This is a genomic window from Bacillus sp. S14(2024) (assembly GCF_050473785.1).
GTDB classification, from domain to species: Bacteria; Bacillota; Bacilli; order Bacillales; family Bacillaceae_G; genus Bacillus_A; species Bacillus_A yunxiaonensis.
The window spans coordinates 950,647-965,896 of sequence record NZ_JBFLUP010000006.1 but is presented as its reverse complement, the minus strand read 5'-3'; the positions used below and the strand labels follow the sequence as shown (position 1 = coordinate 965,896).

Sequence of the window (15,250 nt, the reverse complement as noted above, 5' to 3'; positions counted from 1 at the left end):
ATCCCAACGTACCATGCCTTCTTTCCTTTTTAGAAATTTTTTCTTGAAGCCAAATTTTCCACAACAGATTGTGCTGTTTGTATGACTCAATTCATCTATTTCACCCTTTCTTCGTTTGAAATATGATAACCAAAAAAATATCCATTTGTTGAAAAAAAGGAATAAACCCCAAAAACAAAAAAAGTCATGGTGTTTATAAAAAGATGTGATGTTTTGCCCCTTTGGATCTGTTTATCTAAAGGGATGTTTTTATAGTGAAAAGTGAAAAGAAGATCTGAACTGAAAGGTAAATTAAGGAACTGTTGAGTAGCAATAAAGTTACTTCACTAAAAGGCCAGATTGCCCTATAACGAATAAGTAAAATATATAAAAAATAGGAAGAATCTGTGAAGGAATGTACTAAAATTAAAGGCCTAATCGGCGATGTAGGGATAGCTTTTACTATCTGGAATAAGGAGTAAATAAATGATTGAATAGAAATATGTAAAGTTATTTGATAAAATTGGAGATTGATGAGTTTAAATTGGTTATTTGGGATAATATGATGAGTAAGAATTGTAGTAGTGAACAGATATATTATTATGGAGGGGTGAGAAAATGGGAGATTTTAAAGATAGTAAAATATACAATATAAATGATTTTATAAATTGGTATAGAGATGGCTTATTAGAGTTATCACCTAAATATCAAAGAAACCAAATATGGAATTTAAAGGCAAAATCCTATTTGATTGATACTATTATTAGAGGTTTGCCAGTTCCTCAAATTTTTTTAAGACAAAATACAGATGTTAAAACCTTAAAGACATTTCGAGAAGTAATAGATGGTCAACAACGATTAACTGCAATTATTGAATTTATTGATAATGAATTCCAAATATTGAAAACACATAATAAGGATTATGCTGGATATAAATATTTAGATTTACCAGAGGATGTTCAAGAAGATATTTTAAATTTTGAGTTTTCAGTGGAACTAATTAAATCTAAAGATGATGCCTTAATTTATGATATGTTTTCTCGAGTTAATACTAATAATATGACTGTAAATAGGCAAGAATTACGTAATGCTAAATATTGGGGAGAGTTTAAGGTATTTTCTTATCATCAAGCAAAAGAATGGAAAAAAATATTTATAGAACAAAAAATCTTTACAGATAACAACTTTGCAAGAATGCTTGATGTGGAATTTGTATCTCAGTTAGTTATTCAGTTAATAGATGGTATAACAACTGATACTCCCAACAAGATAGATGAGTATTATAAGAAATATGATGAGAATTTTGCAATTATAGATGTAGTAGAATTTAAAATGAATAAAATCCGTTCGGTAATCAATAGCCTTTTTAATGATGATATATATCAAACGACGTTGTTTAATAATAAAAATTATTTTTATTCACTATTTACGATAATAAATAATGAATTATTTTCTGTTAGTGCGTTAGAAGAATGTGAAAAAATTATAGTTGATGAAGATACTATAGAGCACGATTTAAGAGTGGCATTGAAAAATTTTGAGTCAAGATATGCGAATTACAAAAATGAAACTATTTATGAAGAGCAAGTAAAAAAAGACTTCGAATTAATTGAGAAAAATCATACCCGTCGTACTACGAATTCTATAGAAAGAAAAACTAGGATTAGTTTAATTTATAAATATCTAGTATGACGAATCAAGAAGAAAATCCTCCTCAAAGCACTGTAGTAGATATTGCTTATGAGAATTTAAGAAACGACATCCAGAAATGGCAGACTTTAATTCAAACAAGTACAGACGTTTATGATTTAGCCTTTTTTAAACTATTTGTTAAATTCGAAGGGTTTTTAGTAACAGTATTTAAGGAATATATCTGCGGTAACGGCTCCTTAACGTATATACCTGAACGCAGACTTTCATTTGAGGATTTAAGCCATTTTGAGAAGTTGGTTAAGAGTAACAGTAAAGGATCTTTTATTGATTATTTGAACATAATTGAGAACTTCTCTAAAGAAGTATTTGTTAAAGAAAAAAATCCTTTTGATTGTGTATTTTCAGATGCAAACTTAAAGCCACTCTATTCAAAAATGAGATTTATTCGTAATCATATTGCACATGAAAGTAATGAATCTAGGTTAACTTATCACAGAAAAGTTCTAAGTAATTTAGCATATATAGAGCCTAATGAACATTTACAGAAACAAGTGCCACAAAAAAGGCATACTTATTTTACAGAGTATATTAATGCCATTGAAAATGCAGCATCAATTCTTAAAAATCCTACATCATATTTTTAAATATCTATAGACACTTATAGTTAAAAACATTTTAGAAACTTTACATCGAACAACAAAGGCTTGGTACCATGAATTTAGGGAGCTTTGTAAATTTATGGGGTAACTTAATTTAATAAGTTAGTAATTAAAGTCTTCAACACAAACAGAAAATGATTAAACTTTTTTATAAAAGCTAAATAATTAATCTCAAAAGTGGAATCCATTTTGATCAATCTTTTTTCAAAATGGATTCTTTTTGTTTGCCGTAGAATGTAGGGTTACCTGGGATTGCTGATCAAAATTTATTTCACATCAACAGATTTACTATCTTTCTTCTTTATAAAGTACACTTCTAAAGCTCGAAGAAACGCTTCTTCAACTTTTATTGTGCCGTATGATTCATTTCCAAGTTTGAGTGGGGATGTTTTTTTTGTCATGAGACATCACCTCATCCCCACTATATGCATTTACACAAACAGGACTAACCCAAAAGTTAAACTTATCCTCAACACATATATCAAGCTGTAATCATTTTTCCAGCGTAATCAGATATCTGATCACACTCTATTTCTAAAATAGGATACTCTATCTCTTCTCCGTTACCTAGGGTTATCATTGTCTTACGCTGATAATATATATCTGTTAACAACTGTTTAGCCGCTTCCGAATACCATCTATCCGCCGTTGATTTCCGTCCAACATTCATGTCAATATGATACTTATTAGGGCTACACCTTATATCATACCCTGTACGTTCTTGAATTTGTTTTAATACCTTGACACCTTCACTATTATGTTTTCCCCAAGTATTAGTGATATCTGATAATCGATATTGATAAATAGCAGTTAACGCTTCAGGATTTAAATCTTGGACACTTAGTACATTAAATAGGTGTTCTTCATCAGAAAATGCGTTTAATGTCGCAATATTTACTTGTAGCTGACTACTCTTACTCCTCACGATGTTATAAACACTTCGAGACAGGTTTCTCAATAACTTCATATTCACTTTATCAACTACCACACTCTTCCCTAGCGTCTTATACAATTCAACATAATCTTCCACCTCTATGACATTGACGCGTAAAGAACGATTATTGCCCAAATCAATCAATTTCTCCTTTGCCATTACTTGCTCTTTATCCAATCGTTCTTTCCAATCCACCAACCAAATATTAGGTAGTAAGTGATTGGCGTCATCCAACATTTCTGCAATATCTGATAGGATATCTTTTATATTTTCATCTTGTACAGAATATCCCATTATCACCAATGGGTGTTCAATAAAATACGTTAACAATTGCGCAGATAAGTATTTTTTCTTTTTCATGAAATGTTCATAATCTTCTTTATGAAGAACAATACTATTGGCTTCTTTCGTTGTTCCATGAATTTTTAAAATTTCTCCCACATGTGTGTACATAGACCTTTTTATGATTTGCTGTCCAACTATTACCTCATAGTTAGGAAAAATTGTTTCTAACATCTCATCATAATTTGTAGTTATAATAGCATGTGGATCTATTTGACTTAACAAACTTAATTCCTCCAAAGCAGGATGCGTCCCATTATCATATGCCACTTGAAATTCATGATAGTAATGACTAATAATATCAACAGCTTTGGATTTTAAACATATATCTTTTTCAAATTCCATTAAATACACATAGGACGGAAATATCTCGCTTTCCTTTATCTTCTTTTGAAAAGCATATTTAAAATATGGATCAATTAATTTTTGAGCAACACCTGGTAAATTATCCTTCCCACCCTCCCTGGTATCCTTAATATAATAATCTAAAGATGAATCGATAAGAGGGTTTTCTTCTACAATTTTTTCTAATAATCCTATCCAAGAGGGAGATCCCATATACCTTTTAGATAAACCCGAGCCAATAAATAAGATAGGTCGACACTGCATTTCTTTAATACACTGCAAAAGTTTCTCTAACGATTCTTTAAGATATGTATCATATAGACTAGACATTATACTTTGTATCCCCCTTTTCTTTTCTAAACATGTTTAATTATGTATCTATAATTATAACTGTTCTATTTCATTTGGTTATAGTGACTGTAGAAGACAACTAAAAGCAAAGGGATAAAATTCTTCCTTTGCTTTTTATGTTTGATTACCTATTTGAACATTTATTTTTAAATTTTAATATATTTATATAAAAACGTTATACTTTTTTAAATATCCAGCATTAAATTAACAACACTTGATTCATAATATTGAGCTATTCTTTGTATACTGTCTCTAATTATTATATCAGAGATAGCGTATCCATTATTTAAAAGCCACTTTTGAACAGTTTCATATAATCTGTCCAACTCACACCTTTTTTCATTATAAAACCATAGAGATACAGTCAATGTTTTCAGGCGTTCTCTTGTTTCAAATCCATTTAACATGTTTAAAATGTTTTTATAAACATTCTCTACATCTTTATTTTTTAAAACATTGTTTTTTTGTTTAAATCGCTTACTGTTCACTGAGATAATGTTATCTCCATTTTCTCTTTTTTGAATCGAAAGATATTCATTAGTCGCCATAAGCAATAAAAGTTTATTTACTTTCTGATCAAACGGGCCTTTAGAATTTTCTTCAAATTCTAATTTTAGATTTGCTCCTAAACACTGTGCAATAAATGCTAAATGATTTACTTCCTCATATGTTACCTTTTCTTCATACGGTGATGAATTGTAATATTCAATCAAAAGTAATAATAATGCTCTTTGTCTTGTCATTCTAAATGATGTTGTTGTTTTCTTCTGTATTTTTTTAGAACTTGGTTCATAGACAATAATCTCTACATCATCTAAATGCTGTAATTTTTTTTGTATAAGTGGCTTTACATCATTCCAATCTAAACCACCATTACCACACCCTAATGCTGGTAGGGCAATCGATTTTATAGAGTGTTCCTTTATTTGTTTCACTAAATCATCTAATCCCTCACGAATATATTCCATCTTAGAAGGATTTCTCCAATGATTTTTTGTAGGAAAATTGACTATATACCGCGGACATCCATTAGAATTTTGCAAAAACATTAGCATCTTTCCAGGAAATAATTCTTTATTGGAGCATACTTGCTTATAGTAATTAAAGTTTTCAGGATACCTGTTCTTGAATTCCAATGCTATTCCTTTTCCCATTACTCCTACACAGTTAACGGTGTTAACTATAGCATCCATCCTATACACACTCTCAAACAAATTTCCTGTTTTAAATTTCAACATCAGTTATCTCTCCAGTATTAAAAATAGATTTGTATATTAAGCCATTTACATCCCATTTTCATAATATTATTATACCATTTCGTTACATATTAATGGTATAATTTAGAAAAATATAGAAGTCTAGGGGGAACACAAATGGAACAAGGACTATTACATGTTAACCATAGCAGCGTTATAGCTTCAAAGACTAGTTTTTTACCATCAAATTTAAAATACCTAACACAATATGCATACCATTTTTCCAATATAACTAACATTGCAAACATACTTACAGATGGTAAACTTTACTGTCGAAATCACGAAAATTTAAAAAGCCGTACCGTACATGATAACGCTAGTCCTGAAGTAATCAATTGTACTAATGAAGCCGTAAAAGATTATGTTCGATTCTATTTTAGACCTAAAACACCTACACAGTATCGAAATGAAGGTATACTCTCTGAAGACACAATAAACTCTGGTCTTCATGCACATTGTCCTATTCCCGTGTTTATGGTTTTTGATATTAACACTATCCTTAATAAACCTAATGCTTATTTTTCTCATGAAAGCCTAGCTTCTCATTATAATGTTGATATATTTAACACACCTCAAGACTTATACAATGCACCTTTTCATCATATTTATCATTTTAATTATATAAATGATGAAGAAGATAAACAACTCATCATAAAGCGTAGACATGCAGAAATACTAGTCAAAGAAGAATGCAATTTAAGTGGATTAAAGCATATTTATTGTAGAAATCAAGCTGAATTGAGTACATTAAAATCATTACTCCCGCCTCAAATTCTTAAGCTTTATAGTAAAATTATTAGCATCCCTGAAAATCCTAATGATTTCTTTAACAATGAGTATTTACAAGTAAAAAAAGTCTATTTAGATAATAAAAACGATTTATTTATTGAGTGGATTAATCCACGTTCAGAAACCTTTAAATTTAAAAATGAAATTTATTCGGTTACTACTGACCATCGATTAATTTCTCAAGGATCTTGCGATAAATATAATCCTTATATTCAAATGAATGAAAATATGTATTGGACAACATCACAACATCTTAGAAATCATTCGAAATTCCTCATAAAAATATATCTAGATAACAACTTGGTTTATCAGAATATACATACATCTTCTTTAAAATCTGCTACCGTATAATATTTAAGCTTAGCTCTAATATCCATAACATATGGTTATGGATATTAGAGCTAAGCTACTTCTTTAGCAAGGTCTCCTAAGTCTGCTTACTCTATATATTTTTATCCTCCTTTTTTCCTTTGCAATCCCTACACATCACATTTGAAATATGGTTACGTACGGTTTTTTCACTAATAAAAAGTTCACTTGCAATTTCCTTTGTTGTTTTATCTTGAACAAGTAACTCAAACACTTCTCTCTCTCTTTTTGTGAGCAACGGTTTGGATTGATATTCTTTTTCCTTCAATTGGTATAACCCTCCCTGCTTAAGCCAGAGCTGTATATGTGTAAGATGGGTGTTTATTTAGTCATGATATTGTATGAATAGAGGCATGTGGTGGTGAATAAAAACAAAGAGAAATTCCATGTATTCATTATAAAAAAGTTGTTTGTATGTCATTTTTGTTTTTCTATGTTTTACACAATGTTTCATTATATAAGAACTCCCCATTTATTACCTCTTTCCTTACTAAATATTTGGCTACAAGACGCTCATACTACATAGTATCTATTCCTGGAAATTTTGCATATTGGTGGTGTAAGTATGTTTTCAACAGTCAAAAGACTTCTAATTGGGAGACCGTTAAAATCAACAGCATTAGGAGAGCAGAAGTTAAATAAATTAAAAGCGCTAGCTATCCTGTCTTCTGATGCGCTTTCATCTGTTGCATATGGAACAGAACAAATATTAATTGTTCTTGCAACAATCGGAGCAGTTGCATTTTGGTACTCCATTCCTATTGCTGCCGGTGTTTTAGTTCTATTGACAGCACTTATTTTATCATACCGACAGATTATCTATTCTTACCCACATGGGGGCGGAGCTTACGTTGTTTCTAAAACAAATCTAGGCGTAAATGCAGGCCTCATCGCCGGTGGATCATTGTTGGTAGATTATATTCTTACCGTAGCGGTAAGTGTATCAGCAGGAACAGATGCCATTACATCTGCGTTTCCGACTTTACATCGGTACACCGTTCCTATCGCTGTTATACTCGTTATTTTTATTACAATTCTCAACCTTAGAGGAGTAACGGAATCTGCTTCTGTATTAGCTTATCCTGTCTATCTCTTTGTGCTAGCACTCGTTGTTTTAATTATTGCTGGGGTGTTTAAAATTACATCTGGACAAGTACCAGCCACTTTGCACTCACCTATTGGTACGACAGTACCTGGAATTACATTATTCTTCTTATTAAAGGCATTCTCATCCGGGTGTTCTGCATTAACAGGTGTCGAAGCCATTTCCAACGCCATTCCAAATTTTAAAGAACCAGCTGCAAAAAATGCTGCCAACACATTAGTCATGATGGGAGCGATTCTTGCTGTTTTATTCACTGGCATTACCTTTTTAGCATATTGGTACGGTATTGCCCCTAAACATGCTGAAACTGTCGTTTCTCAAATCGCTTCCAATGTATTCGGAAGAAACTTTGTTTACTACTTTATTCAAGGAGCAACTGCTCTTATTTTAGTGTTAGCTGCCAATACAGGATTCTCAGCATTTCCGTTATTGGCTTACAACTTAGCATCAGATAAATATATGCCTCGCATGTATTTGATGCGTGGTGATCGCTTAGGGTATTCAAACGGTATTATCACGCTCAGTTTTGCATCTATTATTTTAATTATCACGTTTCAAGGAAAAACCGAACATTTAATTCCATTATACGCAGTTGGTGTATTCCTCCCTTTCACCTTGTCACAAACGGGTATGATTATAAAATGGATTCGGGGAAAACCAGAAGGATGGTTACCAAAATTACTCACTAACTTATTAGGAGCACTTATTTCCTTAACCGTACTGCTCATTTTCTTTGTAACAAAATTTATGCAAGTTTGGGCTATTCTTATATTTCTACCGATTATTGTATTGATCTTCCATCGTATTTATAAACATTATGACGCAGTGGGTGATCAACTACGTATAAACCCTGATGAGTCACCTGAAAAAATTGAGGGAAACGTCGTTATCGTACCTATCGCTGGAATTACAAAGGTAGTGGAACAATCACTCAATTACGCTGAATCCATTGGAGATACTGTTATCGCGGTTTACGTGGCCTTTGATAAAGAAAGCGAGATTAAAATGCAGAAGAAATGGAAGGTGTGGAAACCCAATATTCGTCTTGTTACAATAATTTCTTCTTACCGAAGCCTAATGAGACCCATAAAAAAATTAGTAACTACAATTCAAGATAAAGCACAAGAGGAACATTATGCAGTTACCGTTCTCATTCCGCAATTTATTACAAAAAAGAATTGGCACAACTTTTTGCATAACCAATCAAGTGTTTTACTAAGGGTATACCTTTTGTATAAAAAGAATGTTATTGTCTCAACTGTCCCGTATCGATTTAAAAAATAAAGATGCTTTATCCTTATAGAAAACCGAGAGCAATGATTAAAAATAGGTCATTGCTTTTGACGTATTATTTGTGGTGATATTTTTCATAACAATACACAAAATAAGAAACAATATCATGGTGACTATATGAAACTAACAATAATTTCTATAATTTTATTTATTTTTACAATAGGAATTGTAATTTCAATGGATATACCTCAAGGTTTTAGCATGTTCCATACGATGGATACTTTTATAGAAATAAAGAGAAAAATGTCAAAAGAGGATTACGTACTAGTGTTTATTTTCTTCTCCCCGCTCTTCATATCAAAAATCAACTTCCTTAAACAAAAGTAAAAGTAAAAGTAACGTACACTTCGCTACGTTGCTTTTATTTTTTTCTTTATCCATACAGTAGCTAACAATAAAACAGGAATTACAACTTGCGCTGGTAAAGAAATATAATAAGGAACAACTCGTAACCCTTCATGTAAATGAACAATATAATTAGGGGCAATTATTACAGAACAAATAACAATCATGACTCCAATTGGATAAATCAGCTGTTTTGGCTGTTTTACACGAAACAAATCGGCCGAACCAATGACAGCCCCAAAAAAGTAAAGGGCAATTTTAAAAAAGCCGAGAATTACCATGATAATAATAACTAAAATATCTATGCGCTGAATAAAACCAGCGATATTAATATAACTAACAGCACTTAAAATAGGAAATGAAGAACGAACCATACCTTCTGTACCAAGAATCGATATATTAATAATTGTAAACACCATCAAAATGATCCCACTGACAGCTACCGTTGCAATCGTTATCTTTTTTGCTGCATTTTGATGATTCAAATAAGGAAAAAACATTGTAAATACAACCATTTCTCCAAAGGGAAAAGTCACAGATGTCGGAAATAGTGCTTTAAATATGGGTTTCCATCCGTTCTCTAAAGTCGGCTGAAGATTTTGGAACTGTACAAGACCACCGACAAATTCCAATGCAATAATAATTAACAATACAAACAAGATTAAAAACAAACAAAGCTCCGCCACCCGAGCAAACACTTCAAACCCCTTATAAATTGCGTACATAATACAAAGAATCATACATGCACCTATCGTCAAGAATGATGTCGATTGATACGCTGATATAACTAATAATTCTTCAAAATCACGCAACACTCTAGCAGCACCATATATAAAGCTGCTCACATAAAATAATCCGAGCGTCCAACCTACATAGCTTCCCCAAATTTTACGGATATATGTAGTAAATAGTGCTATAGGGTATGCTTCATGCAATTTTATGTAAACGAGAGATAACATGCAGCCGAAGAGCGTTCCACACAATACAACAATCCATGCATCTTGCATTGCTGTGCTTGCCATTCCAATCAAAATTGCACTTCCTAATTCGAATAAAAAAATCATACAAAACAATTGAAAACCACTTATTTTCATCTGTTCCATTTGTAATCGCCTTCTTCAATAAGGATAAGGTCTCACTCTCATTCCCGTTCCCTCAATATTCACATCTACATCAATATAAACTTTTGCTTTCGAAAATATTTGGTCCCAATGTTGTTTTTGTTTCTTCCATTTCACAGGATGGGTACGATGTAAAATATCACCAAATCCAAACACATCACTTTCCATCATTTGTGCCGATACTATACCATCATACGTTTCCTTCTTAAATTCTTGCTCTGCTTCATGTTCAAACTCTTTTATCACTTTGTAGTCATTTATATTCTTGTTACACAATATTTCATCTAAAGTAGCATTTACATGAGTACGAATATGAATAATCGCTTGACTATGATCCATATCAACCTTCACATCACTATGCGCACTTTTTACTTGTACAGAATTATCCTTCTTTTTATTGCAAGGGATACTTAAATTCGTTTGTTTCAATGTGTTATTTACGATTTGAATTGATTTTGTTTTTTTTCCTTCTAACCACCCGACGAGTTTTCCTTTTTTGAAAATACCAACACCGTTTAAAACAGCAAACGTATTCTCCATACGTTCCACATTTGCATTTGTAGTTCCTATTTTTTTATTGCCCTTTACGCTTATACCACTAACAGCCGGTTCCCTTCCCTTACTGGCTAGAGCACTAATGATTTGATAAATCTTGACTTCCCCGTGCTCACCCAATAACTTAGATGTATTTTTAATTCTTCCTATTAAAGAAACCATAGGAACCTTATCTAGTGACGGAAGTATGTCCATTACTTCATGTACACGCGCATTCCGAGCAATTAAAACCGGAACGTTTACACGTACCTTCGCATCCCTTTCAAATACATCAAACACAAAATTCAAGCTTTCCTTCGCAGCTAACGTTTCACCGATAACGACTAAAGCAACATGAGAATAAATATTTTGGCGCGAAATTTGTTTAGATGAATTTCGCGCAGCTTCGGAAATTGTCTTCCCTGTCGCTTTATAACTCACAACAGGAGTAGCCTTTGAGTTCCCAATTTGCATAGCATTTGCACTCGGATTAATAGCCTGAAATGTTACCTCATATACATCTTTTTTAGGAATATAATCCACTCCCATACCGACTATAATCGCTACTTCATTTAATTGTTTATAGTTCGAACAACCAGATAGAATAATAAACAAAAGAATAAGAAGAAGAACTCGTTTATCGCTCATCCTGACCACCATCTTCACTATTCATACGTATTTTATTCCCTCTTTTCGCCGGAGAAGGTCTCTTGATTAACGATTGTAACGAAAAGCGAAAGAATGTATCTTTTTACTCATCCACTCGAAATGGAGCAATAGGAGCAACATAAGGCACACCAAAAGAACGTAAGCTGCACATATGTAAAGCAATAAAAAGTGTACTGAGCAAAAGACCATATAATCCAATAAAAGAAGCCATAAGTAATAAAACAAAACGGAGAATGCGAGCAGTAATTGCCATATTATAATTCGGTATGACAAAACCTGCGATAGCAGTAACAGAAACAACAATAACCATCGCAGCTGAAACAAGTCCGGCCTGTACAGCTGCTTGTCCGAGTATTAATGCTCCTACAATAGATACAGCTTGCCCTACAGCTCTTGGCATACGAACCCCAGCTTCCCGTAATACTTCGAACATAATCTCCATAAGCACTGCTTCTACTATTGCCGGAAATGGAACGCCTTCTCGCTGAGCGGCTATACTAACAAGCAAGACCGTAGGAATAAGTGCTTCGTGATGAGTAATCGTCGCAATATAAAGAGCTGGTGTAAACATAGATAGAAAAAAAGCTCCAAATCGCAGTAATCTTAAAGCCGTACCGATATATTCATTTTGATAATAATCTTCTGGTGATTGAAAAAATTGAACAAACGTAACTGGAGTTATTAATACGTAAGGTGTACCGCGAACAAATAATGCAATTCGCCCTTCAAGTACATTAGCTGCCACAATATCTGGCCGTTCTGTATTTAAAATAGTAGGAAAAAGCGTACGTTGTTTATCTTGTATAAAACTTTCAACATAACCAGATTCCAAAATACTATCTACTTCAATTTTGTTTAAACGACTCCTTACTTCTCGTACAATAGATTCGTCTGCAATCCCTTCTATATACATCATTTCCACATCCGTCTGCGTTACCGTTCCAATCTTCAGTGCTTCAAGACGTAAACAAGGACTTTGAATGCGTAAACGAACGAGAGATGTATTTGTTCGTAAATTCTCTGTAAAGCTATCTTTCGGCCCCCTAATAACAGTTTGCGTAGTCGGTTCAGTTATACCGCGAGATTGAAATTCGCTCGTGCTAGCTGAGAGCGCTTGTACACATCCATTTATAAAAATAACTGTATTCCCAGATAATACAACTGACAATACGTCACCAAAGTTCGTTACAGTCTCTAATTTTGAAACTGTGACTTTTCGTTCCAATTCTTCCTTTAGAAACTCTGCAGAAGGCGAAACTATGTTATATTTGCATTCTAATAATGGTTCAATAATATTTTGATTAATCTTCTGCTCATCCGAGATTCCACCAATATGAATAACAGCAATGATAAAGGAATTTTCTTCATTCAACTTGAGAATTCGAATAACTAAATCGGAACTGTCCCCTAACTCATCCTTTAATTTAGCAATATTTTTGTGTAATTCTTCATGTAAAGGTGTTGCATCCGAATATTGTAGTTGTTTTAGATTCTTGGTGCTTTTTCTATGTTTTGTACGAAATGTTCCTACCACAAAATCCATGCCACCTTTTCGTAAGTTTTATTCTTATCTATTTTTTCCATATCATTTCGAATTATGTATTGTCCCTCTTTCACTTACGATAAAGTAAAACTTACATCAAGGTGGGGTTTCTTCATCCTCCACTGCTGGAAAGTTCTCACCAATCAGACTTTTACGAGCAGCGGGATAAAACTGTAATCTTCTCCTAAAAACCATAATATAATTCGATAGCCCTTACTTTTTCCATATAGGATAAAAGCATAAGGCATTCACTTCTACATAAAAAAATGATGAATAATGAAAAGGAGAGATTTCATTATGGATAAAAAATTATGCAAATCTTCAACAGATAAAGTGTTTATCGGTGTTTGTGGTGGCTTAGGGGAATATTTCGGTGTGGACACAAATATAATTCGTATTCTTTGGCTGATCGCAATCTTATTTTTCGGAACAGGCTTTTTAGCTTATTTCATTCTTATGTTGATTATGCCGCAATCTCCTGAATAAAGGCATCGATTCCACCGGTGCCTTTTTATTATTTTACGATGAATATTTCATTGTTAAATGTAAAACTGCTGCTTCGTTTCCACTATTTTCATAGCTATTTACGATTTGCTTCAAATTGAATGGTAACGTTCCTTTTCACTACTGTTACAAAACAAAATAAAACAGCATAATTCTCTTTTCCGCAAGTTGCCTTTTTACTCCATAAAAAAAGCAACTTGTTTTTTATGTTGACAAAGAATAATAGTTGTAACTATAATAGTTACATAAAGTTGTAACAATATTAATTACAACAAAAATAAAAGTAAATACATTTTTATATAAAACAAAATAAAAAAGGAGAATGATTATGAAACTTGCAGTAGTAGGCGCAACTGGTAACATCGGAAAACAAATTATTGAGGAAGCTTTAACACGCGGACATGAAGTAACTGCTATCGTTCGTGACGCATCTCGCGTAGAAACAGCACATGAAAATTTATATGTTGTAACAGGTGATATTTTTAATGTAGATAGTATTGCAAAAGAGGCTGCAAATCATGATGTTCTAATTAGTGCATTTGGTCCTAAGCACGGTGAAGATGAGAAACTTGTAGCAGCAACACACTCTTTATTACAAGCAGCAAAACAAGCTGGTGTTTCTCGTCTTGTATCTGTCGGAGGCGCAGGCAGCTTAGAAGTAGCACCTGGTTTACAAGTTGTTGATACACCAGACTTCCCAGCAGAATGGAAATCAATTGCATTAGCACACCGCGATGCTCTAGAAGTATATAAACAATCTGATTTCAACTGGACGAATTTAAGTCCTGCTGCGATGATCGAACCAGGTGAGCGCACAGGCAAATATGTAACAGGCACAGATCAACTATTAACAGACGAAAACGGTGAGAGCCGCATTACAATTCCAAATTACGCCGTTGCTTTATTAGATGAAGTAGAAAACCAACAATTTTCTCGTCAACGTTTTACAGTACGTAACGCATAATAAAAGAACCTAGCCATCATACAAGGCTAGGTTCTTTTATTGTTGTATTTTCTCTTCTAGATTTGTAACGAGCTGTTTTACCTTTACATTTGCAAGAACATTTTCCATCGCGTCTTGTGCTTGCAACAATATAATTTCTAATACAGTTTGAATATTAGCTCCAACTGGGCATTCCACATTTGGATTATCGTGAAAAGAAAATAAATGCCCTTCTTCTACAACTTCAACCGCTTTATATACATCAAGTAACGTAACTTCATCTAAATCTCGAGCTAATGAAGTACCGCCTTTTCCAGCTTGTACATCAACTAATCCCGCTTTTTTTAACATTCCTGTAATTCGGCGAATAACGACTGGGTTTGTATTGACACTACCAGCAATCCATTCAGATGTACATCGAGATTTTTTATCGATTTCTAGCAATGTTAACATATGAACAGCTACCGTAAAACGACTACTAATCCCCACTTGTATCCCCCTCCTTTAAGTTCATTC

Annotated in this window: 14 protein-coding genes; 6 read left to right on the top strand and 8 right to left on the bottom strand. The window is 33.0% G+C overall.

What is annotated here, in order from left to right:
• Positions 1 to 597 precede the first annotated feature (597 nt).
• Together AB1279_RS05190 and AB1279_RS05185 are read left to right on the top strand one after the other, a co-directional pair.
• Positions 598 to 1,671 carry a DUF262 domain-containing protein gene (locus AB1279_RS05190; protein ID WP_429758073.1) on the top strand — a complete coding sequence of 358 codons (1,074 nt, stop codon included), beginning with the start codon at positions 598 to 600 and terminating at the stop codon, positions 1,669 to 1,671.
• The gene (locus AB1279_RS05185) at positions 1,668 to 2,276 is read left to right on the top strand and encodes a hypothetical protein (protein WP_429758072.1); all 609 of its coding nucleotides are present in this window, start codon (positions 1,668 to 1,670) and stop codon (positions 2,274 to 2,276) included. Before AB1279_RS05190 ends, AB1279_RS05185 begins: the two co-directional genes overlap by 4 nt.
• A gap of 281 nt (positions 2,277 to 2,557) precedes the next feature.
• Here AB1279_RS05185 and AB1279_RS05180 read toward each other — a convergent pair whose 3' ends face one another.
• From AB1279_RS05180 to darG, 3 genes are all read right to left on the bottom strand, one after another.
• On the bottom strand, positions 2,558 to 2,692 hold the full coding sequence (locus AB1279_RS05180; protein ID WP_429758071.1) for a hypothetical protein: 135 nt from the start codon (positions 2,690 to 2,692) through the stop codon (positions 2,558 to 2,560).
• Positions 2,693 to 2,772: 80 nt separating this feature from the next.
• Positions 2,773 to 4,242, bottom strand: coding sequence for an SIR2 family protein (locus tag AB1279_RS05175; protein ID WP_429758070.1), 1,470 nt, complete (start codon positions 4,240 to 4,242; stop codon positions 2,773 to 2,775).
• A 206-nt stretch (positions 4,243 to 4,448) separates the two neighbouring features.
• Positions 4,449 to 5,501, bottom strand: a complete 1,053-nt coding sequence (gene darG / locus AB1279_RS05170; RefSeq protein WP_429758069.1) for a type II toxin-antitoxin system antitoxin DNA ADP-ribosyl glycohydrolase DarG — start codon at positions 5,499 to 5,501, stop codon at positions 4,449 to 4,451.
• A gap of 135 nt (positions 5,502 to 5,636) precedes the next feature.
• Here darG and AB1279_RS05165 point away from each other — a divergent pair, with 135 nt between their 5' ends.
• Positions 5,637 to 6,659: a DarT ssDNA thymidine ADP-ribosyltransferase family protein gene (locus AB1279_RS05165; protein ID WP_429758068.1), complete on the top strand. Its 1,023-nt coding sequence runs from the start codon at positions 5,637 to 5,639 to the stop codon at positions 6,657 to 6,659.
• Positions 6,660 to 6,750: 91 nt separating this feature from the next.
• Here AB1279_RS05165 and AB1279_RS05160 read toward each other — a convergent pair whose 3' ends face one another.
• Positions 6,751 to 6,945: a helix-turn-helix domain-containing protein gene (locus AB1279_RS05160; protein WP_429758067.1), complete on the bottom strand. Its 195-nt coding sequence runs from the start codon at positions 6,943 to 6,945 to the stop codon at positions 6,751 to 6,753.
• 297 nt (positions 6,946 to 7,242) lie between these two features.
• Here AB1279_RS05160 and AB1279_RS05155 point away from each other — a divergent pair, with 297 nt between their 5' ends.
• Positions 7,243 to 9,066 carry an APC family permease gene (locus AB1279_RS05155; protein WP_429758066.1) on the top strand — a complete coding sequence of 608 codons (1,824 nt, stop codon included), beginning with the start codon at positions 7,243 to 7,245 and terminating at the stop codon, positions 9,064 to 9,066.
• 359 nt (positions 9,067 to 9,425) lie between these two features.
• On the opposite strand, the gene AB1279_RS05150 is transcribed toward AB1279_RS05155, so the two are convergent.
• The 3 genes from AB1279_RS05150 to AB1279_RS05140 all read right to left on the bottom strand — a co-directional run bounded on the left by AB1279_RS05150 (position 9,426) and on the right by AB1279_RS05140 (position 13,287).
• Entirely contained in the window at positions 9,426 to 10,523 is a 1,098-nt protein-coding gene (locus tag AB1279_RS05150) for a GerAB/ArcD/ProY family transporter (protein WP_429758065.1), read from the bottom strand.
• Positions 10,524 to 10,538: 15 nt separating this feature from the next.
• Entirely contained in the window at positions 10,539 to 11,723 is a 1,185-nt protein-coding gene (locus AB1279_RS05145) for a Ger(x)C family spore germination protein (protein WP_429758064.1), read from the bottom strand.
• Between the two features lie 103 nt (positions 11,724 to 11,826).
• Positions 11,827 to 13,287, bottom strand: a complete 1,461-nt coding sequence (locus tag AB1279_RS05140; protein WP_429758063.1) for a spore germination protein — start codon at positions 13,285 to 13,287, stop codon at positions 11,827 to 11,829.
• Positions 13,288 to 13,584: 297 nt separating this feature from the next.
• On the opposite strand from AB1279_RS05140, the gene AB1279_RS05135 reads away from it, so the two are divergent.
• Both AB1279_RS05135 and AB1279_RS05130 read left to right on the top strand, forming a co-directional pair.
• Positions 13,585 to 13,773, top strand: coding sequence for a PspC domain-containing protein (locus tag AB1279_RS05135; RefSeq protein WP_429758062.1), 189 nt, complete (start codon positions 13,585 to 13,587; stop codon positions 13,771 to 13,773).
• 346 nt (positions 13,774 to 14,119) lie between these two features.
• Positions 14,120 to 14,755: an NAD(P)-dependent oxidoreductase gene (locus AB1279_RS05130; RefSeq protein ID WP_429758061.1), complete on the top strand. Its 636-nt coding sequence runs from the start codon at positions 14,120 to 14,122 to the stop codon at positions 14,753 to 14,755.
• A gap of 36 nt (positions 14,756 to 14,791) precedes the next feature.
• Here AB1279_RS05130 and AB1279_RS05125 read toward each other — a convergent pair whose 3' ends face one another.
• Positions 14,792 to 15,223: an Rrf2 family transcriptional regulator gene (locus tag AB1279_RS05125; protein WP_336481855.1), complete on the bottom strand. Its 432-nt coding sequence runs from the start codon at positions 15,221 to 15,223 to the stop codon at positions 14,792 to 14,794.
• Positions 15,224 to 15,250: the final 27 nt, after the last annotated feature.